This window comes from Paracoccus sp. PAR01 (genome assembly GCF_014851995.1).
GTDB classification, from domain to species: domain Bacteria; phylum Pseudomonadota; class Alphaproteobacteria; order Rhodobacterales; family Rhodobacteraceae; genus Paracoccus; species Paracoccus litorisediminis.
In genome coordinates, this window is the sequence record NZ_JACVAW010000011.1 from 13,145 (window position 1) to 32,723 (window position 19,579).

A 19,579-nucleotide genomic window follows, 5' to 3' on the forward strand; every position below is an offset into this window, starting at 1 on the left:
TCCGCAACGTACCTTGCGCGAACTTCCGCCGACAGGGTTCAAATCCCGCGCCCATCCATGCCATAGCGCCACCCGTATTTGCCGTTTCTGCCCGGCTGAAATCAGCGGGCATCGGCCTTTCGCGCATTGCGGGCGAGAGCCGCGACACGCGGCCCGCGACCGGAAACCTGAAATGGCGCCCTGCGACGGGGCGGCGACAGTCATGTCGCCGGTTGCTTGGTGCATGCCGTCAAGGCGGGAACGAGTTGACGAGGTAACGATGACCAGCACTGCCATGCCGCAGCGGATCTTCCGCGATTCCCTGATCGTGGGCTTCGCCATGTTTGCGGTGTTTTTCGGCGCGGGAAACCTGATCTTTCCGCCGCAGATCGGCTATCTGGCGGGTTCTGGATGGGTGCAGGCGCTGTTCGGTCTGGCCCTGACCGGCATGCTTCTGCCGGTCGCGACCGTCTTTGTCCTTGGGCGCAACGGCGGCAGCGTCGAGCGCATGACCGCGCCGATCGCGCCGTGGTTCGGCCCGGCCCTGCTGTTCATCGCGATGGTGTTTCTGGCATGGATGATCGCGATCCCGCGCACTGCCAGCGTCGCCTATGAGACCGGGATCCTGACCCTTGCCCCCGCCCTGCAAAAGGGCGCATGGCACTGGGTCTTCATCCCGCTGATCATCGGCGTAAGCACGTGGTTCGCCCTTGACCGTTCGAACATGATCGACCGGATCGGACGCTTTCTGACGCCGCTTCTGCTGGGATTGCTGGCGATCATCGTCCTTTGGTCGGTGCTGTCGCCGCTGGGAACCCCCGTCCACACCGGCGAGGCCGCGCCCTTCAGCCTGGGCCTGATCACCGGCTACCAGACGGGCGACGTGCTTGCCGGTCTGATGCTGGGCATCATCTTTGTCGAGGCCATCCGCGAGCGCGGTTACGCGGATGATGCCGGTTTCAGGTCGGTCCTGCTGGGTGCCTGCGCGGTGACCTTCCTTGGGCTGCTTTTCGTCTATGGCGGGTTGGAATATCTGGGCGCAACCGGCAGCGGCGTGCTGGGTACCGACGTGACCCATTCGAACCTGCTGACGCGGCTGGTCGGGCAGCTTGCCGGTTCGGTCGGCGCGAATGCCTTGGCCGTGGCGGTGGTGCTGGCCTGCCTGACCACCGCGATCGGCGCGACCGCCGTGCTGGGCGAATATCTGCAGAAATGGACCGGAGGCCGGATCAGCTACCGGACGGCAGTGCTGATCGTCTCGGCCACCTCGATGGCGCAGGCATTCGGCGGCGTCGATTATATCGTCAAGCTGGCCGATCCGTTCTTCCGGCTGTTCTACCCGCTGGCCATCTGCGTGGTGTTGCTGGGTCTGCTGTCGCGTTTCCTGCCGAATGACGGGGTCTGGAAGGGGGCTGCGCTGATCGCCTTTCTGATGGGGGCCTATGACCTTGTGCTGGCCTGTTCGGGCAAGCTGGGGGTCACCCTGCCCGCAGCCCTGCAACACGCCTATGACGCGATCCCGCTGTCGTCGCTGGGATTTTCCTGGCTGGTGCCGTCGATTGTCGGAGGCATGATCGGCGGGCTGATCTGGCAGTTGTCGGGCAGACCCAACCTGACCGACCGCCCCACCGTCTGATACAGGCGCCCCGACCCGGAGACGCGGATTTGACTTCATGAAACGGCGATGGCCATGTTCGGTCAATGTCGTCCGCGGGGAAGCACCCAGAATGGGTGCTGGCTCAGGGGGAGGAGTGTCTGAAATGGCGTTTGACAGCAACACGGCGAATGCGCTGGCGGATCAACTGGCGCGGATGAAGGCGGCGCATGTCCGTGACGGACAGCCCGATCAGGCGACGCGCGCGCGCTGGATCGACCGCGCCGTGGCGCTGCTGGTCGAAAATCAGGACGCGCTTTACGATGCCGTCTCGGCGGATTTCGGGCATCGCTCGAAGGATCAGACGGCATTCGCCGATCTGGTGCAGTCGGTGAACGCGCTCAAGCACGCCAAGAAAAACCTGCGCAAATGGATGAAGCCGTCGAAGCGTCCGGTCGAGTTTCCGCTGGGCCTGCTGGGCGCGCGGGCGGTGCTGCATTACCAGCCCAAGGGCGTGGTCGGCATCGTCTCGCCATGGAACTTCCCGATCGGGATGATCTTCTCGCCGCTGGCGGGGATTTTCGCAGCTGGGAACCGGGCGATGGTGAAGCCCTCGGAGTTCACCGCGCGGACCTCGGCGCTGGTGGCCGAGCTGGTGCCGAAATATTTCGATGCCGAGGTTCTGTCGGTCGCTACCGGCGATGCCCAGACCGGCGCGGCCTTTACTGCCCTGCCTTTCGACCACATGATCTTTACCGGCTCGACCGCTGTCGGACGCCATGTCATGCGCGCGGCGGCGGAAAACCTTGTGCCGGTCACGCTGGAGTTGGGCGGCAAGTCGCCCACCATCGTCGGGCAATCGGCCAACATGGCGAAATCGGCGCGCCGGATCATGCATGGCAAGACGCTGAATGCCGGCCAGATCTGCACCGCCCCCGATTACGCGCTGGTGCCCGAGGGCAAGACCGGCGAATTCGTCACCGCAACGCGCGCGGCCGTCGCCGAGATGTATCCGTCCGGCCTGAAGGACAATGACGATTACGGCTCGATCATCAACCAGCGCCATTACGACCGCCTGCTGGGCCTGATCGAGGATGCGCGCCAGAAAGGCGCCGAGATCGTCGAGATCAATCCCAAGGGCGAAAACTTCACCCAACAGCCGCATCACAAGATCCCGCCGCATCTTATCCTGAACGCGACCGACGACATGGCGGTGATGCAGGAAGAAATCTTTGGCCCGATCCTGCCGGTCCGCACCTATCGCAAGATCGACGATGCCATTGCCATGATCAACGACCGGCCGCGTCCGCTGGCGCTGTATTACTTTGGCGAGGCCGCCGAGGAACGCGAGCATGTGCTGAACCGCACCACCTCGGGCGGGGTGACGGTGAACGACACGCTGTTCCATGTCGCGCAAGAGGACCTGCCCTTTGGCGGCACCGGCCCGTCGGGCATGGGGAATTACCACGGCTGGGAGGGCTTCCTGACCTTCAGCCATGCCAAGGGCGTCTATCGCCAGACCGGGTCGGAAATCATCAAGATGCTGCGCCCGCCCTATGGCGCGGCGATCCGCAAGGAAATCCGGAAGCGGCTGACGAAATAAGGGTTCCCACGCCGCCGCCTCATCCCATGCGGGCATGCGCGGCGCGGGATGCGGCGCGAGGACTAACGGATTCGGTTCTCGCGCCGCCATTCAGAAGGCGTCATTCCGGCCAGGCGCTGAAAGGTGCGGGTGAACACCGCCGCTTCGGAAAATGACAGGATGCCGCTGATTTCGACCAGCGGCAGATCGGTTTCGGCCAGATAGCGCTGCGCCGCCTCGAAGCGGACGGATTGCTGCAGGGTCTGGAAACTGGTCCCGAAATCCTTGAGACGGCGCTGCAGGACATGGCGGCTAAGCCCCAGTGCCGCGGCAGCCTCATCCAGCCGAGGCGGGCCGTTTTCCAGCTGGTTGTGAATGATGCGCCGCAGCTGACCCACCAGATCGCTGCCCAGTTCGGCATTGAGACGCTCGATATGGCCGCGAAGGATGCTGAACAGCACATGATCGGCATTTTTCGGACGGGTTTGCAGCCCACCACTGGGCAGTTCGACCGCGGTGAAGGGCTGCTCGTAATAGATCGGGCAGCGGAACAGCCGCTCGTGATATTGCGGGCTGGCGGGGCGTTTATGTTCGAAATGGACTGCCGTCGCCGTCCAGTTTTCCGCCATCACCGAGCGCAGGAATTTCAGCAGCAAGCCCATGGCCAGTTCCACGCGCTGAATCCCCGGCAGCCCCTCCGCGCCCGAGAATTTCAGCCCGATCAGCGTGGTGTCGTCACTTTGATCGACCTCCAGAAAGGTGCCGCCGTCATGCAGCCGCAGGAAACGGGACAACTCCTCCAGCGCCACCTGCAATGTCGGGGCGTGGCGGGCCAGATATCCGACGGCGCCGACATTGTCCAAGCTTTGCCGCTGCGACAGCAGCAGGCCAAAGGCGGGCGTTCCCGTCGCCTCGGCGGCAAGGTTCAGCGCGCTGACGTAATGCGCAAGGTTGATCTGGGTCTCAGGCGCGTTCAGCGTGGCGGGGTCGATCCCGGCGTTGCGCAGGATCGGATCGGGATCGCCGCCCAGCATGAAGACATAGTCCCGAAACCCCTCAAGGGCGCCGGTGCGGATCAACCGCAATTGTTGGAATACCATTCTGCGCCTCCCCGCGCATCATGATGGATGTTGCATTACATCAATCATGACGCGCAGGAAATCAAGCCGGATCAGATGCGGATCAATAGCCGCCGGGCTTGCGCGTCTCCTGCTGGCCAAGGCCGCCTGCCGCCGCGATGGCGCTGGCCGTCCCCTGCCGCAAAAAGCCCAGATCCGTCCCGACCGAGACGAAGTTGAAGCCGTCCTTCAGCGCCTGCCCCGCCAGTTCCGGCGAATAGCCGAACAGACCGACGGCCTTGTCGGCAGCCGCGCAGGCGGCACGGATGCGGGCGATGGCCGCGGCAAAGGCGGGCGCGCCAAAATCGCCGGGAACAAGGCCCAGACCGAAGCACAAGTCCATCGGGCCGATGAAAATGGCATCCACCCCCGGCGTGGCGGCAATCGCCTCGACCTGTTCCAGCCCCTCGCTCGTTTCGATCATGACGATGCAGGCAACTTCGGCATTGGCGCTGCGCAGGTAATCCGGGCCGTCCAGCATGAAGCCGCGCAGCGGTCCACAGGACCGGGTGCCTTCCATCGGATAGCGACAGGCCGAGGCGGCGCGGCGCGCTTCCTCGGCCGAGTTCACCATGGGCACGATAATGCCATGCGCGCCGGCATCCAGCGCCCGCCCGATCTGCCCGGCATCATTGCTGACCACCCGGACGATCGGGGTCGCATCCGTCCCCGAAATCGCCGGGATCAGCGCCTGAAGCTGCGCTTCCGAGATCAGCCCGTGCTGCAGGTCGAAGCACAGCCAGTCAAAGCCCATGCGCGCCAGCATTTCGGCGGTATGGACCTCGGACAGGCAAATCCATGCGCCGGGGCTAGCCGTGCCGCTTTTCCATTTCTTCAACGAGATATTCTGCATGGTGACCCTCAGGCAAAGAAGCAGGTGACGCGGCCGATGCCGGTGAACTCGGCCTCCAGCCTGTCGCCCGGCGCGACCGGAACCATCGGTACCAGCGATCCGGGCAGAACGACATCGCCCGCCTCGATCTGGACACCAAGTGCGCCCAACCGGTTCGCCAGCCACGCCACGCTGTTCAGGGGCGAGCCCATCACCGCCTCGCCCTTGCCGGTGGATTGCACCGCGCCATTGCGCAGCAGCGTGCAGGTGACGGCGTTCAGGTCCAGATCGCGCGGATCAATGCGATCCTGTCCCAGTTGGAACAGGGCGCTGCTGGCATTGTCGGCCACGGTATCGACAATCGCCAGTTTCGGCGTGTCGAAACGGGTATCGACCAGCTCAAAGCTGGCCGCGACATACTCGGTCGCCTCCAGCACCATTTCCGGGGTCACCCCTTCCAGCGGCAGCGATGCACGCATGACAAAGGCGATCTCGGCCTCGATCATCGGGGTGATCATCTGCTGGGCGATGGTCACGGTCGCGCCGTCAGCCACCTGCATCGCATCGGTCAGGAAACCGTAATCCGGCTCGGAAATGCCCAGCATCTGCTGCATCGCCTGCGAGGTCAGGCCGATCTTCTTGCCGATCAGCTTTTCGCCATCGGCCAGCCGGCGGTTCAGCACGCCCAGAGACACGCGGTAGGCCTCATCGACGGTCACGTCGGGGTGGCGCTTGCTGATCAGCGGGATCGTGACCCTGCTGCGCAACGCGCCATACAATTCATCCGCCAGCCGGTCCGTGGTCTGTTGGTCGAACATCGCTCTGCCTCCTCGCTTTGCAGTCGTCGGGTCGCCTCCACGACCTTTCCGATCCCGAGACGATAGCGGACGACAGGTCAAGAGCTTGACCACGGACCGCGCGCCCGATGACGTTGGATCAAGCGCCCGCTGCGTCAAGACCGCAACTTCCACCCGAGGCCGGATCGTCAGTCCGGGTGGGAGAGAGAACATGTTCAGAAAAATGCAGGCAGGCGCCCTCGCGGGTGCGCTGCTGATCTTGGGAGGCGCGGCCACGCAGGCCGGGGATGGTGCGGGCGTCACGACCGAGCGTCTGCTGAATGCCGAAAAGACGCCGCAGGAATGGCTGACCTATGGCGGCACCTATGACGAACAGCGCTATGCGCGCCTGTCGCAGATCGACAAGAAAAACGCGGACGAACTGGGCATTGCATGGACCTATGACCTTGCGACCAGCCGCGGGGTCGAGGCGACGCCGATCATCGTCGACGGGGTGATGTATCTGACCGGAGCATGGTCGATCGTCTATGCGCTGGACGCCAAGACCGGCAAGGAGTTGTGGGTCTATGACCCCAAGGTCTCGGGCGAGGCAGCGGCGAAGTCCTGCTGCGATGTCATCAACCGCGGCGTCGCCGTCTATGGCGACAAGGTCTATGTCGGCGTCTTTGACGGTCGGCTTGAGGCGCTGGATGCCAAAACCGGCAAGCTGGTCTGGAGCACGGTCACCGTCGATCAGTCCAAGCCCTACACGATCACCGGCGCGCCGCGCATCGTCAAGGGACGGGTGCTGATCGGAAATAGCGGTTCGGAATTCGGGGTGAGGGGCTATGTCTCGGCCTATGATGCCCAAACCGGCGCATTGGACTGGCGCTTCTTCATTACCCCCAACCCCGACAAGAAGCCCGACGGTGCGGCGTCGGACGAGGCGTTCGCCCGGCTTGGCAACGACACCTGGGGCGATGAGGGCGCGTGGAAGACCGATGGCGGTGGCGGCACCGCATGGGACAGCATCGTCTATGATCAGGTGAATGACACGGTGCTGGTCGGGACCGGCAACGCCTCGCCCTTCAACCCCAAGATCCGCGATCCCAAGGGCAATGGAGACAACCTGTTCCTGTCGTCCATTCTGGCGCTGGATGCCGATACCGGCGCCTATAAGTGGCATTTCCAGACCACGCCGCGCGACATGTGGGATTACACCGCCACGCAAAGCATCATTCTGGCCGACCTGCCCCTGGGCAAGGACGGGGCCAAGCGCCGTGTCGTCATGCAGGCGCCCAAGAACGGCTTCTTCTATGTGCTGGATGCCGCCACCGGCGAGTTCATTTCCGGCGCGCCCTTCGCGCATCAGACATGGGCGACCGGGCTGGACGACAAGGGCCGCCCGATCGAGAACCCCGCCGCACGCGATAGCGAGGCCGGATTCCTTGCCATCCCCGCCCCGGCGGGCGCGCATAACTGGCATCCGATGGCCTATAACCCCGATACCGGGCTGGTCTATCTGCCGGCGCAGCAGATGGCGCAATTCGTTCAGGACCGCCCCGCCGACCGCACCAACCCGATGCGCTGGAACCCCGGCTATGATTTTGCCGCGGGCCTGCCGCCGACCTATCCGGCCGGCACGCTTGCGGAAGTGCGCAAGAACCTGACCGGCACGTTGATGGCCTGGGACCCGGTCGCCCAGAAACCCGCCTGGGTCTATCCGCATTCCGGTCCCTTCAACGGCGGCATCCTGACCACCGAAACCGGGCTGGTGTTCCAAGGCGACATCAAGGGTTATTTCATGGCGCTGGACGGCAGCACCGGGCAGAAGCTGTGGGGCATGAACCTGAAAAGCGGCATTCAGGCCGCGCCCTCAACCTATGAGATCGATGGCGAACAATATGTCGCCGTGGCGACCGGCTGGGGCGGCTCATGGGCGCTGAACTGGGGCTTTGCCTGGGACAAGGCCGTGGCCCCCGATGTGGGTCGGGTCTTTGTCTTCAAGCTGGGTGGCAAGGGCACGGTTCCCGACCCGATGCAGGACACGGTCGAAAAGACACCCAAGGCCGAGCCGATCAAGGATGCGGCGCTGGTCCAGAAGGGCTTCGTGCATTACGCGGAAAACTGCATGGTCTGCCACGGCCCGCTGGCGATCAGTTCGGGCGTGCTGCCGGACCTGCGCTGGTCCTATGTCTCGGCCAGCAAGGAGGGCTTCCACGATGTCGTCATCAATGGCGCATTGAGCGATAACGGCATGATTTCCTTTGCCAAGCATCTAAGCGCCGATGACGCCGAGGCAGTCCGCGCCTATGTGCTGGATCAGGCATGGCTGGCCGTCAACAACGGCGATGCATCCGCACCGTCGAAGCCCGAGTCTCCGAAGACCAACTGAGTGGTCGGTCCCGCGGCACGCAGCTGCCGCGGGATCATTCCTTCCGATCCGCCAGCCGCCTGAGGCTGGCCCAAACAGGAATCCGCCATGCCGCTGATCGCGACCAGCCGCCCGCTGCCCTTTCCCGCGAATATCCCGTCCCGTCAGGGTGTGCTTGAGTTTCGCCATATCCCTGCCGATGCGCCGGTCCCCGAAGGGGTGCCCGCCTATGTCTCGACCGCCGTCGATCCGGTGACGGCACAGATGATCGCGGCTTTTCCCGACAGCCTGCGCCTGATCGCGAATTTCGGCACCGGCACCGACAATATCGACCTGAGGGCCGCCCGCGCGCGCGGGATCACGGTGTCGAATACCCCGGTCGTGACCGAGGATACCGCCGATCTGGCCTTTGCCCTGATCCTTGCCGCCTGCCGCAAGCTGGGCGAGAACGAACGCTTCCTCCGTGACGGGAATTGGGATGCCACGCGACCGATGGCCTCGATGGGTCTGCGCGTGCATGGCCAGACCTTGGGCCTGATCGGCTTTGGTCCGATCGCGCAGGCGGTCGCCCGCCGGGCGCGGGGCTTTGACATGCAGATCCGTTATTGGAACCGTACCCGCCGCCCCGAGGCCGAGGCCGCCTTGGGGGCCGAATATGTGGCCAGCCCGGATGAGCTGGTCGCGGGTTCCGATATCGTGTCGCTGCACACCGCCTTGGTGCCGGAAACCCGCCACCTGATCGACGCGGCGCGGCTGGCGCGCTTCCGCCAAGGGGCGGTGCTGGTCAACACCGCGCGCGGTCCGTTGGTCGACGAAAAGGCGCTGGCCGAGGCGCTGCGCTCTGGTCATCTGGCCGCCGCCGGGATGGACGTGTTCGAGGCCGAGCCCACCGTCGATCCCGGCCTGCTGACCCTGCCGAATGTCGTCCTGACCCCGCATATCGGCAGCGCCACCGCTGCCTGCCGCACGGATATGGGCCGCCGGGTCATCGCCAATCTGCTGGCCTTCCTTGAGAATGGCGCAGCGCTGGACCCGGTCTAGGCGCATTCCGCCTTGACGGTTTCGACCAGCGCCCGCGCGGCGGGGCGCAGGACCTTGTTGCGCAGGGCCACGATGCACCATTCCGATCCGCCCGAAACGGGATAGGGCACTTCGACCAGCAGGCGGCCAGCCACGGCCGCCTGCGCGCTTTGCCGCGAGGTCAGCAGGATCAGATCGCTTTGGCGCACGGTGTCGATCAGCAGGGTGACATTGTCGCATTGCAGATGCAGCAGCGGGTCGATGCTGTTGCCGGGCATGAAGACCCGGCGCAAATTGTCATGTAATTCCTGCGGAATACGGACCGAGGCGATGCCATATTCATGGATCATCGGCCCGGTCAGGGTGCCCGCAGTCAGGACCGGATGGTCGGTGCGGCAATAGCAGGCCCCGTCCTTGGGCGGCAGCCGGGTGACTTCATAACTGGAATCCGAGGGGATTTCGCGGAAGTCGCAGATGGCGACCTCGATTTCCTCGGCATCCAGCAATTGCAGCAACTGGCTGGTCTGGCCCACATCCGCCTCGAATGTGGTTTGCGGGCTGCGCCGGGAAAACGCGGCAAAGACATTGCCGCCAAAGGACGCCGAAAAGATCGGGACCATGCCGCAGCGCAGATGCCCGGCAACACCGCTGCGCAGGGCGCTGATCTGGACATCCAGATTGCGGGCCTCGAACAGCAGCCAGCGGGCGCGTTCAAGGATTTCCTCGCCCTCGGGGGTGACCTTGACCGGCCTTTCGTCGCGCAGAAACAGCTGCACTCCGATCTGCTCCTCAAGCGTGCGAATCGAATTCGACAGCGCCGGCTGGCTGATATTGGCGCGGCGGGCGGCGGCGGCAAAATTGCGTTCCTCGACCACCAGAACGAAGTGATGCAGCGGTTTGAGGTTCAGCATCCGGGGCCTTTCATCATTCACGTTTCGTATCAAAACCAATCAACAAAAAAATTGGACCGAATGAAAGGGGCTGACTAACGATTCATGCGGGAGTCGGGGAGGATGACCATGAAACTGATAGCGATGGCGCGTCTTTGCGCTTCTGTCGCCACGTTCGCCATTGCGGGTGGCGCGATGGCCAATGCGGAAACCATCTGGAAAGTCGCGACTGCCGCGCCGGAAAACTCGCCGTGGCAAATGCAGATCGACCGATTGGTGGCGGATGTCATCAAGCATAGCGACGGGCGGGTGAAGCCCGAGGTCTTCTACAGCTCGCAACTGGGCGCGGAAAACGATGTCATCGGCCAAGTGGTGCGCGGTCGCGTCGATATGGGACTGTTCACGCTGAGTGCGCTGATGCTGCAGGTGCCGGAACTGGCGGTGCTGGACATGCCGCTGTTCTTCGAGGATCGCGACCAGCGCAACTGCGTGCTGGACGATCACATGATCGCCCCGGTCACCGCGGCCTTGGCCGACAAGGGCATGGTCTTTGGCACATGGTTCGAATCCGGCAGCGGCTACATCATGGGCCATGAGGAATTGCCGACCCCCGCCAGCCTAAAGGGGCGCAAGATCGGCATCACCATGAACGTCAAGAACGAGAAGCTGTTCTCGCAACTGGGCAGCGCGCCGATCGCCACACCGGTCCCCGAGGCGGCGTCGAACGCCTCGACCGGGCTGATCGATGCCTATGCGACGGTCTATCCCTTCTATGTCCCCAGCGGCCTGAACGAGATCCTGCCGGTGGTGACCGAGTTCCGCTATTCCGACGGGCCGGCGATCCTTGCCATCTCGCGCAAAAGCTGGGACCGGCTGGACGAGGCTGATCAAAAGGCGGTGCGCGCCGCCTTTGCCGAAGTGCCTGCCCGCCAGATCCGGGACGAGGTCGCGGCGTTCGAGGACCAGTTGCGCGAAAAGCACCTGCAGGGCGGCGGCAAGATCCGCAAGCTTGACGACGCCGAGACCGCCGCCTTCCGCGACGGCTTGCCGGGCCTGTGGGAAGATCTGGGCACCGGACAGGGTGCCGGTGCCGAACAGATGTACCGGGCAATGCTGGCGGCCAGATCCGCCTGCACCTCCTGACGCCAGCCTCCCCTGCCCAGACGGCAGGGGACATCCAGCCAATTCCGACAGAAAGCCCGGACATGCCGCTACCCAACGACCCCGCCTTGACGGGGGTCGCCCGAATATTGTCGCGATGGCAGCGGAGCGAACGCGCCTTGGCCGTTCTGGCGCTAAGCCTGATCCTGATGCTGATCCTTGGCGATGTGCTGATGCGCGAACTGGTCGCCCCTCTGGCGGATGCCTTTGGCATTCAGGGCGTGCCTTCGGGCGTCTACGCCGCGCAGCAACGCTCGCTTTACCTGCTGGTGGTGGTCGCGTTTCTGGGCATCGGCCTGAGCGTCGCCACCGCCGGGCAGATCGTGCCGACCGTCGCATTCGGCTGGGTCCCCAAACGGTTGGAGCCGCTGATCGAGCGTCTTAGCCATCTGGTCAGCGCCGCGATCATGTTTGCCGTCTGCTGGTATGGCTGGCTGTTCGTGCGCGACTCGATGGAATATCCGACGCTGCTTTCGGGGCTGAACTGGCCCGCATGGGTGGTGCAAAGCGTGATTCCGCTGGGCTTTCTGTCCGCCGGGCTGCGCTATCTGGCCTTTGCCATCTGGCCCGCCACCGCCCCTGCCCGCCCCGAGGTGCAGGAATGAGCGCGCTGTTCCTGCTGCTGCTGGTCGTGGGTCTGCTGATCCTGCGCCAACCGCTGATCATCATCCTGATTGCGGCCATCGCCTATGTGCAGATGGTCTGGGGTGCCGGAGAGCTGGTCTATATCGTCGAGGACATGTGGGTCTCGCTGAACAAGGAGCTGATCCTTGCGGTGCCGCTGTTCCTGCTGTGTGGCGGGGTGATGACCAAGGGCTCCAGCGCAAGGCGGCTGGTGCGCATCGTGCAAAGCCTGACCCGGCAGGTGCGCGGCGGGCTGGGGGTGGCGACGATCCTCAGCTGCGGAGTGTTCTCGGCGATTTCGGGATCGTCCATCGTCACCATGATCGCGGTCGGCAGCGTGCTTTACCCCGCGATGACGGCGGCGGGCTATTCCAAACGCTACGCGCTTGGCTCGGTCATGGCAGGGGGGACGCTGGGGATCATCATCCCGCCCTCGGTGCCGCTGATCCTTTACGGGCTGGTCACGGAAACCTCGATCGTGGCGCTGTTTCTGGCGGGCATCCTGCCGGGGTTGCTGCTGATGGTGATCCTTGCCATCCACGCGTCCCTCGCCAACCGCAATGTCCCGGCCGAGCCCTTCGATCCGGCCGAGTTCCGCGCCGCCCTGAAAGGCGGCATCTGGGCGGCGCTGTTCCCGGTGATCCTGCTGGGCGGGATCTATTCTGGCCTGTATTCACCGACGGAATCCGCCGCGATCGCGCTGGCCTATGCGCTGTTCATCGAATTCGTCATCCATCGCGACATGCGCCTAAACGATTATATCGAGGTCGCAAGCGAAACCGCCAAGCTGGGTGGGGCGCTGTTCCCGCTGCTGGCGGTCGCGCTTAGCCTGAATTTGGTTCTGACGGAAAACCATGTTCCCGCGCAGCTGGTCAGCCTGGCCACCGACCATATCCACAGCCCGCTGGCCTTTCTGCTGATCGCCAACCTGCTGCTGCTGGCGGTGGGCTGCGTGATGACCACGAACGAGGCGATCCTGATCCTTGCCCCCCTGATGCTGCCCATGGCCGAGGCCTATGGCTTTTCGCCGGTGCATTGGGGGGTGATCATGATCGTGAACCTTGAGATCGGCTTCCTGACCCCTCCGGTCGGGCTGAACCTGATGGTCGCGATGATCACCTTCCGCGAGAAATTCTCACTGCTGGTCCGCGCGGCACTGCCCTTTATCGGCCTGCTGCTGATCGGGCTGTTCATCATTGCGCTGGTGCCATGGCTGTCGCTGGCCTTTGTAAAATGAAAGAAGAAGAATGCCGACGATGAACCTCGTTCCCGCGACGGTCGCCGATTACCGCCGCATCGCCGAAGCCCGTCTGCCGCGCTTCCTGTTCGATTACGCCGATGGCGGCGCCTATGACGAATACACGCTGCGCCGCAATGTCGAGGACTTCCAGCCTATCGGCATCCGTCAGCAGGTGATGCGCGATGTCTCGAATATCGCGCTGGGAACGCAACTGGCGGGCGAGGCTGCCGCCATGCCGATGGCGCTGGCCCCCATCGGCATGGGCGGCATGTTCGCCCGCCGCGCCGAGGTTCAGGCCAAGCGCGCCGCCGATGCGGCAGGCCTGCCCTTTACCTTGTCCACCATGTCGATCTGCTCGATGGAGGAGGTCGCGGCCGTCTCCGACCGCCCGTTCTGGTTCCAACTTTACATGCTGCGCGACCGTGCCATCGTGGCCGAAATGCTGGAGCGCGCATGGGCGCTTGGCGTGCGCACATTGGTCTTTACCGTTGATTTGGCCGTGGCCGGCGAGCGCTACCGCGATGTCAGGAACGGTATCGCCGGCGGGACCAGCACTTGGGGCAAGTTCCGGGCTGGGGCGCTGTCCTATGCTGTGCGTCCGCGCTGGGTCATGGATGTCGGCATCAAGGGCAAGCCGCATCAGTTCGGCAATATCTCAGCCTATGTTCCTTCTGCCACCAATCCGACCGAATATCGCGGCTGGATCATCAGCCAGATCGACGCCTCGGTCACATGGAAGGACATCGAATGGCTGCGTGGGCTGTGGCAGGGCAAGCTGATCCTCAAGGGGATTCTCACGCCCGGCGATGCGCTTGAGGCCGCCCGCGTCGGCGCGGATGCCATTATCGTGTCGAACCATGGCGGGAGGCAGCTGGACGGCGTGTCCTCGACCATCCGCATGCTGCCGCGGATTGTCGACGCCTTAGCAGGTTCGGGACCTGAAATCATGCTGGATGGCGGCGTGCGCAGCGGTCTGGACGTGCTGCGCGCCGTGGCGCTTGGCGCCAGTGGCGTGATGATCGGCCGACCTTGGGTCTATGCCGTCGCCGCGCGTGGTCAGGCGGGCGTCTCGGCGCTGCTGACCCGTTTCCACAGCGAGATGCGCGTGGGCATGGCCCTTGCCGGGATCGACAATATCGCCGCCGTCGACCGCAGCATTCTGGATCTGGATTAGGTTCCGAAATTGGGCCCTCAGTCAAAAGCGCCAAGATGGGCCCATGCCCTTGATAACCTGCGCCAAGACGCTTCGGTCCAAGGTGTTGCGTGAAAAAGGTTGCATTCTAATGATCGCAATCTGACCGAATGCGAATCCAGTGGACACAATTCAGAGGAGAAGTATATCGATAGTTAATCGCCAGCCTACCCGGATCCTTATCTCAGGACAGATGCCAAGATGCTAATTCGCTCGTTTGCCGCGCTGATCGCCGGTATCTGCTTTGCAACTGTCAGTGTCGCCGACACGCTGCCCTCTCCGACCGGTCAGGTGATCCTGACCGTCACCGGAAATATCGCCAACACGAATGACGGCAAGGCCGCCAAGTTCGACCGCGCGATGCTTGAGGGGCTGGGGATGACCGAAATCACCACCAGCTCGCCCTGGTATGACAAGAAGTCGACCTTCGCGGGCGTGCCCTTCAAGGTGGTCATGGATTATGTCGGCGCCGAAGGCGAAAATGTCAGCGCAGTGGCGCTGAACGACTACTCGACCAACATCCCGATGGTCGATGTGCGGGAAACCGACGTGATCCTGGCGACGAAACTGAACGGCGTCGACATGGATGTCCGTGACAAGGGGCCGATCTTCGTTATCTATCCGTATGATTCGGCTAGCAAATTGCAAACGCAGACCTATTACGCCCGCTCGGCTTGGCAGGTTACGAAACTTATCGTCGAATAGGTGGCCGTTGACCCGTCTGCTGGTCATACTCATCTGCGCCTTTGTCGCGGCGACGGCATTCATGTCGACGACCGTGTCTCAGCGGCAGCAGGTCTTGCGTCACGTCGCCCATCACAACGATGCTTGGGCGATCAGTCAGTCCGTCGCCGAATTCATGCGGCTGGAAGCCCTTCTTGCCACGCATTTTCTTCCGGATGAGGACGTCCCGCTGGATGAAGTGCGGCTGCGGCTGGATATCATCGTCAGCCGCCTGAGCTCGTTCAAGGAAGGCACGCTCAAGACATTCCTCGAGGCAACTCCGACCCGCCGCGAGATCATCGGCAACGTGACCTCGGTCATTGCCGATCTTGATGCCAATCTGGAAACTCTGGACCAGACCGAAGTCGTCGCGATCCTTGATCGCATGCGTGAGCTGAACGGCCCCTTGACGCAGCTTTCCTCGCAAAGCGTCCAGCAGGGCTGGGACGATATCGAGGTCAATATCAATGCGTTGGAAGAACTGCACCTGATCTACAGCGTGGTGGTGGCCTTCCTGATCGTTGCCTGGTGCATCCTGATCCTGCTGCAGCTTCGGCAGAACCGTCTGCTGATGCAGTCGCAAAAGCAGGCTGAACTGCTGAACATCGACCTGATCGCTGCAAGCCGCGAGCTGCAGGAAACGAACGTCAGCCTGCAATATGTCGCGCATCACGATTCCCTGACCCAGCTTCCCAACCGCATCCTGTTCTGGAGCGAGTTGGAAAAGGCGCTGCAAGAGGGGTCCGGTACGGTCAATCTGCTGCTGATCGACCTGAACGACTTCAAGACAGTCAACGACACGTTGGGTCATGATTTCGGCGACATGCTGCTGAATCAGGTCAGCAAGCGCATGCATGAATTCGACACGAAGGTGCGCATCTTCTGCCGTCTGGGCGGGGATGAGTTCGCCTGTCTTCTTGTCGGCGCAAGCGGTGCCGAATCCGAAGCGATTGCCCGCGAGCTTTCCGCCCGGATCGCCGATCCCTTCCTGCTGGCCAATCGCGAGATCAAGATCGGCTGCTCCATCGGCATCTGCTCGACCTCTCAGCCGCAGTCCATCGACGCACAGGCGATGTTCAAGCAGGCCGACATCGCGCTTTACCGGGCCAAGACTGCCACGACCGAGAAGATCTGCCTGTTCGAAGAGTTCATGCAGGTCGAATTCGACGACCGGAAGGCGCTGGAAAACGACCTGCGCCTTGCGGTCGAGCGCGGCGAGTTCGAGCTGCTGTATCAGGCACAGGTCGACGTGATGTCGCTGGACCTGCGCGGCCTTGAGGCGCTGGCCCGCTGGAACCACCCGACCCGCGGTCAGATTACGCCCAACATCTTCATTCCGCTGGCCGAGGAGATGGGGCTGATTACCGAACTCGGGCAGCAGATCCTGACGATTGCCTGCACCGAGGCCGCAAGCTGGAAGCGTCCGCTGAAAATCGCGGTCAACCTTTCGCCGCTGCAATTGCAGGCCCCCGATTTCGTGCAATCCGTCGTCAGCGTGCTGGATAAAACCGGTCTTCCTCCGACACGGCTAGAGCTGGAAGTGACGGAAACCGTGCTGCTGGATGACCGCGACGGGGTGGTCGAAATCCTCAACGAATTGCGCGCCCTTGGCCTGACCATTGCCATGGACGATTTCGGCACCGGCTATTCCTCGCTGGCGATCCTGCGCGACATCCCGTTTGACACGATCAAGCTGGACAAGTCCTTCGTCCGGGACATTGCCGAAAACCCCAAGGCCGCCTCTCTGGTCAAGCTGGTCGTCGATGTCGGCACCAGCCTGAGCAAGACGGTGATCATCGAGGGGGTCGAGACGAAGGCCCAGCACGAAAGCATCCGCGCCATCGGCGGGCTTCTCAGCCAGGGCTTCCTGTTCGCGCGGCCCGTGAAGGCCGCGAAACTGAACTTCCTGCACGAGGCCGACCACCATTTTGATCTGATTGACGACTTTGCCAATTAGGTGATGCCGTCATAACCATCCATCCGATTGAACCAGGCAGCATTTCATCACGGCGGGCGAGGCCTTCATGACCACCACGGCTCAGGAACTGACCATTCACGGCATCGATCTGCCCCTTACTGCCGAGGATGTCTCGCCGGTGATCTGGCAATCCCTCATCACCGGTGGCTATGAAGCCAAAGAGGCGCGACAGGCCCGCCGCCTGCTGCGCGGGGGCGACCGCGTGCTTGAACTTGGCTCGGGCATCGGCGTCATCACCGCCGTGATGGCCAAGACCGAGGGCGTCACGATCTGGTCCTACGACGCCAATCCGCACACCGTTGCCCTGGCCAGGCGCGTTGCCGCGGCCAACGGCATCAAGAACGTCACGTTCAACCACGGCCTGATGACCGCCGGGCAACCCGAGACGCATTCCTTCTATATCCGCCGGGATTTCTGGATGTCGTCGATGCTCGAAAGCCAGGGTCCGTATGAGGACGTGATCTCGCTGCCCTCCCAGAATATCGACGATTTTCTGGTGCGGAACCGCATCAATGTTCTGGTCATGGATATCGAAGGCGCCGAGCGTGAGCTGCTGGGCAGTGCCGCGTTGGACGGGGTCGAGCGTATTTTCCTGGAGCTGCACGACCATCTTTATGGTCTTGCCGGCGTCCACGACATCTTCCGCACCATGACCGAGCGTGGCTTCATCTACGACCCGCGCAACTCTTCCGGTCCCTGCGTGCTTTTCACCCGCGACGACGGCGTGGTCCGCAGCTACTGCCCCGACGACCTGTAACAGGACCGATTGGCAGGGAAACCCCGTGTCGGGTCAGGGCCTCGGGTCAAGCCCAAGATCAAGTTGCTCGGCTCCAGCACCGCCCAGCTGCCAGGTCCCAAGGGGAATGTGGCGGCCCTTGCCCCGCAGACTTTCGGTCAAATTGAAGCTGTCGACGTGCCAGCGAATGGGTCGGGGCAGGATCAAGTCCTCGGCAAAACCCTTGCCATAGGCCAGCGTGACATGCGGCACGAGACGCCATTGCGGCCAGTGCAATTCCTGCGGCAGTGCGGAATTCAGGGCACGGACGACGGCATCGGCACCCGCACTGCGACCCGTCGCAGTGGTCAGGACCAGCGGATTGTTGTGCCCCCGGCCATGATGCCATGTGACGAGGCGGTCCAGCTCCATCTCGAAAGAGGGCTGGCGAACCGTCGCACCGGCGGCAAGAAGCAGCTCGACCATCCCCTCGGGGACTTCTGCGACATCGGTGACCGGCAGAAGCGTCATGTGCAGTTTGTCGCGGCGCAGCTTGTCGCCCGTGCCGAAAAGCTGCCAGACCTCGGCCATCTGATCCGCGACGGCATCAGGCGGTCGGGCCGCGTAAAAGAAGAAATGCGATGTCGAGGCGTTGCGGGGATAGGCCATGACCCGCCCATCATTCCCGATCCGCAGGATTCAGGCAACGGCGCGCGCAACGGAAATCTACACCCGCAGCCGCTTGAGCCGCCCTGCTTTTTCCGTGACAATATCGAGCTGGCTTTATCCGGCAATGCAAGGAGAAAGCCGCATGTTGCACGCCTATGAGCTTCGGAACGACCGCTTGCAGCCCGTTGCCGCCGATGCCGCGCAAATCGTGTGGTGGGATCTGCTGAACCCAACGCGGGAGGAGGAGCTTGGCCTTGAAGCCCTTCTGGGGCTTGAGCTTCCGACCCACGAGGACATGCAGGAAATCGAGGTATCCTCTCGGCTTTATTCCGAGGATGGCGGGCATTTCATGACCGCGCTGATCCCCTCGCATACCGATGGCGACGATGCGGTGATCGAGCCGGTGACCTTCATCCTGTGCGACCACCGGCTGATCACCATCCGCTATACCGAACCGCGCGTCTTCAGCCTGTTTCCGCAACGCGCCGAGAAGGTGGCACTTGGCCTGACCTGTGGCGAGGCGATCATGCTGGGGCTGCTTGAGGCCGTGGTCGACCGCCTTGCCGATATCCTCGAACGCGCGGGGCGCGAACTTGACGGCATCTCGCGCCGGGTGTTCGGGCAGAATGACCCCGCGCGTCAGGATGCGAATTACAAGGCGACGCTTCAGGAAATCGGACGCAAGGGCGACCTGACCTCGAATATCCGCGACAGTCTTGTCACGCTGGAGCGGGTGCTTGGCTATCTTCGCCCGAAACTTGGCGGGACCGAGAAGGCCGTGCATGAGCAGGCCAAGGCCCTGGTCGCCGATATCCGTTCGCTTACCGATCACGCGGATTACATGACGCAGAAGATCACCTTCCTGCTCGACGCCACGCTGGGCCTGATCAATATCGAGCAGAACGGCATCATCAAGATCTTCTCGGTCGCGGCGGTGATCTTTCTGCCGCCGACGCTGGTTGCCTCGATGTATGGGATGAACTTCGATGTCATGCCCGAACTGCACTGGAGCTATGGCTATCCGCTGGCCATCGGGATCATGATCCTTTCCGCTGTGGTGACCTATCTGGTCTTCAAACGGCGCGGCTGGCTGTAGCTGCCGCCCGAATCCT

General features: G+C 63.1%; 17 protein-coding genes. 12 read left to right on the top strand and 5 right to left on the bottom strand.

The window, feature by feature from the left end:
* The first annotated feature begins 259 nt into the window (after positions 1–259).
* On the top strand, positions 260–1,615 hold the full coding sequence (brnQ, locus tag IB235_RS16055) for a branched-chain amino acid transport system II carrier protein (RefSeq protein WP_192337531.1): 1,356 nt from the start codon (positions 260–262) through the stop codon (positions 1,613–1,615).
* 124 nt (positions 1,616–1,739) lie between these two features.
* Positions 1,740–3,176, top strand: coding sequence for a coniferyl aldehyde dehydrogenase (locus IB235_RS16060; protein ID WP_192337532.1), 1,437 nt, complete (start codon positions 1,740–1,742; stop codon positions 3,174–3,176).
* A gap of 62 nt (positions 3,177–3,238) precedes the next feature.
* Here the strand turns inward: IB235_RS16060 and IB235_RS16065 are convergent, their stop codons facing one another.
* The 3 genes from IB235_RS16065 to IB235_RS16075 form a co-directional block, all read right to left on the bottom strand.
* On the bottom strand, positions 3,239–4,255 hold the full coding sequence (locus IB235_RS16065) for an AraC family transcriptional regulator (RefSeq protein ID WP_192337533.1): 1,017 nt from the start codon (positions 4,253–4,255) through the stop codon (positions 3,239–3,241).
* Positions 4,256–4,337: 82 nt separating this feature from the next.
* Entirely contained in the window at positions 4,338–5,126 is a 789-nt protein-coding gene (locus tag IB235_RS16070; protein ID WP_192337534.1) for an HpcH/HpaI aldolase/citrate lyase family protein, read from the bottom strand.
* 8 nt (positions 5,127–5,134) lie between these two features.
* The gene (locus tag IB235_RS16075; RefSeq protein ID WP_192337535.1) at positions 5,135–5,923 is read right to left on the bottom strand and encodes a 2-keto-4-pentenoate hydratase; all 789 of its coding nucleotides are present in this window, start codon (positions 5,921–5,923) and stop codon (positions 5,135–5,137) included.
* A gap of 190 nt (positions 5,924–6,113) precedes the next feature.
* Here IB235_RS16075 and IB235_RS16080 point away from each other — a divergent pair, with 190 nt between their 5' ends.
* Positions 6,114–8,276 carry a PQQ-dependent dehydrogenase, methanol/ethanol family gene (locus IB235_RS16080; RefSeq protein ID WP_192337536.1) on the top strand — a complete coding sequence of 721 codons (2,163 nt, stop codon included), beginning with the start codon at positions 6,114–6,116 and terminating at the stop codon, positions 8,274–8,276.
* An 87-nt stretch (positions 8,277–8,363) separates the two neighbouring features.
* Positions 8,364–9,296, top strand: a complete 933-nt coding sequence (locus IB235_RS16085) for a D-glycerate dehydrogenase (RefSeq protein ID WP_192337537.1) — start codon at positions 8,364–8,366, stop codon at positions 9,294–9,296.
* On the opposite strand, the gene IB235_RS16090 is transcribed toward IB235_RS16085, so the two are convergent.
* On the bottom strand, positions 9,293–10,186 hold the full coding sequence (locus IB235_RS16090; protein WP_192337538.1) for a LysR family transcriptional regulator: 894 nt from the start codon (positions 10,184–10,186) through the stop codon (positions 9,293–9,295). The two genes, IB235_RS16085 and IB235_RS16090, sit on opposite strands and share 4 nt — an antisense overlap.
* Before the next feature lie 108 nt (positions 10,187–10,294).
* Between IB235_RS16090 and IB235_RS16095 the strand changes: the two genes are divergently transcribed.
* From IB235_RS16095 to IB235_RS16125, 7 genes are all read left to right on the top strand, one after another.
* Positions 10,295–11,308 carry a TRAP transporter substrate-binding protein gene (locus IB235_RS16095; protein ID WP_192337539.1) on the top strand — a complete coding sequence of 338 codons (1,014 nt, stop codon included), beginning with the start codon at positions 10,295–10,297 and terminating at the stop codon, positions 11,306–11,308.
* A gap of 62 nt (positions 11,309–11,370) precedes the next feature.
* On the top strand, positions 11,371–11,931 hold the full coding sequence (locus IB235_RS16100) for a TRAP transporter small permease (RefSeq protein WP_192337540.1): 561 nt from the start codon (positions 11,371–11,373) through the stop codon (positions 11,929–11,931).
* A complete protein-coding gene (locus IB235_RS16105; protein WP_192337541.1) occupies positions 11,928–13,187 on the top strand; it encodes a TRAP transporter large permease in 1,260 nt (419 codons plus the stop codon). Before IB235_RS16100 ends, IB235_RS16105 begins: the two co-directional genes overlap by 4 nt.
* Before the next feature lie 19 nt (positions 13,188–13,206).
* Positions 13,207–14,364 (top strand): L-lactate dehydrogenase, encoded by a 1,158-nt coding sequence (locus tag IB235_RS16110; protein WP_192337542.1) that lies wholly within the window; start codon positions 13,207–13,209, stop codon positions 14,362–14,364.
* 219 nt (positions 14,365–14,583) lie between these two features.
* Positions 14,584–15,087, top strand: coding sequence for a molybdopterin-dependent oxidoreductase (locus tag IB235_RS16115; RefSeq protein WP_155041756.1), 504 nt, complete (start codon positions 14,584–14,586; stop codon positions 15,085–15,087).
* A 7-nt stretch (positions 15,088–15,094) separates the two neighbouring features.
* Positions 15,095–17,062, top strand: a complete 1,968-nt coding sequence (locus IB235_RS16120) for a bifunctional diguanylate cyclase/phosphodiesterase (protein ID WP_192337543.1) — start codon at positions 15,095–15,097, stop codon at positions 17,060–17,062.
* 67 nt (positions 17,063–17,129) lie between these two features.
* Positions 17,130–17,840 carry an FkbM family methyltransferase gene (locus IB235_RS16125; protein ID WP_192337544.1) on the top strand — a complete coding sequence of 237 codons (711 nt, stop codon included), beginning with the start codon at positions 17,130–17,132 and terminating at the stop codon, positions 17,838–17,840.
* Positions 17,841–17,873: 33 nt separating this feature from the next.
* Here IB235_RS16125 and IB235_RS16130 read toward each other — a convergent pair whose 3' ends face one another.
* Entirely contained in the window at positions 17,874–18,467 is a 594-nt protein-coding gene (locus tag IB235_RS16130; protein ID WP_192337545.1) for a 2'-5' RNA ligase family protein, read from the bottom strand.
* Positions 18,468–18,609: 142 nt separating this feature from the next.
* Between IB235_RS16130 and corA the strand changes: the two genes are divergently transcribed.
* A complete protein-coding gene (gene corA / locus IB235_RS16135) occupies positions 18,610–19,563 on the top strand; it encodes a magnesium/cobalt transporter CorA (RefSeq protein WP_192337546.1) in 954 nt (317 codons plus the stop codon).
* The last annotated feature ends 16 nt before the right edge of the window (positions 19,564–19,579 follow it).

Coding starts and splice junctions, on each gene's coding strand:
- IB235_RS16110 (WP_192337542.1), top strand. CDS start 13,207: ATGAACCTCGTTCCCGCGACGGTCGCCGATTACCGCCGCATCGCCGAA.
- IB235_RS16070 (WP_192337534.1), bottom strand. CDS start 5,126: ATGCAGAATATCTCGTTGAAGAAATGGAAAAGCGGCACGGCTAGCCCC.
- IB235_RS16125 (WP_192337544.1), top strand. CDS start 17,130: ATGACCACCACGGCTCAGGAACTGACCATTCACGGCATCGATCTGCCC.
- IB235_RS16095 (WP_192337539.1), top strand. CDS start 10,295: ATGAAACTGATAGCGATGGCGCGTCTTTGCGCTTCTGTCGCCACGTTC.
- IB235_RS16130 (WP_192337545.1), bottom strand. CDS start 18,467: ATGGCCTATCCCCGCAACGCCTCGACATCGCATTTCTTCTTTTACGCG.
- IB235_RS16075 (WP_192337535.1), bottom strand. CDS start 5,923: ATGTTCGACCAACAGACCACGGACCGGCTGGCGGATGAATTGTATGGC.
- IB235_RS16080 (WP_192337536.1), top strand. CDS start 6,114: ATGTTCAGAAAAATGCAGGCAGGCGCCCTCGCGGGTGCGCTGCTGATC.
- corA (WP_192337546.1), top strand. CDS start 18,610: ATGTTGCACGCCTATGAGCTTCGGAACGACCGCTTGCAGCCCGTTGCC.
- IB235_RS16090 (WP_192337538.1), bottom strand. CDS start 10,186: ATGCTGAACCTCAAACCGCTGCATCACTTCGTTCTGGTGGTCGAGGAA.
- IB235_RS16065 (WP_192337533.1), bottom strand. CDS start 4,255: ATGGTATTCCAACAATTGCGGTTGATCCGCACCGGCGCCCTTGAGGGG.
- IB235_RS16115 (WP_155041756.1), top strand. CDS start 14,584: ATGCTAATTCGCTCGTTTGCCGCGCTGATCGCCGGTATCTGCTTTGCA.
- IB235_RS16085 (WP_192337537.1), top strand. CDS start 8,364: ATGCCGCTGATCGCGACCAGCCGCCCGCTGCCCTTTCCCGCGAATATC.
- brnQ (WP_192337531.1), top strand. CDS start 260: ATGACCAGCACTGCCATGCCGCAGCGGATCTTCCGCGATTCCCTGATC.
- IB235_RS16060 (WP_192337532.1), top strand. CDS start 1,740: ATGGCGTTTGACAGCAACACGGCGAATGCGCTGGCGGATCAACTGGCG.
- IB235_RS16100 (WP_192337540.1), top strand. CDS start 11,371: ATGCCGCTACCCAACGACCCCGCCTTGACGGGGGTCGCCCGAATATTG.
- IB235_RS16105 (WP_192337541.1), top strand. CDS start 11,928: ATGAGCGCGCTGTTCCTGCTGCTGCTGGTCGTGGGTCTGCTGATCCTG.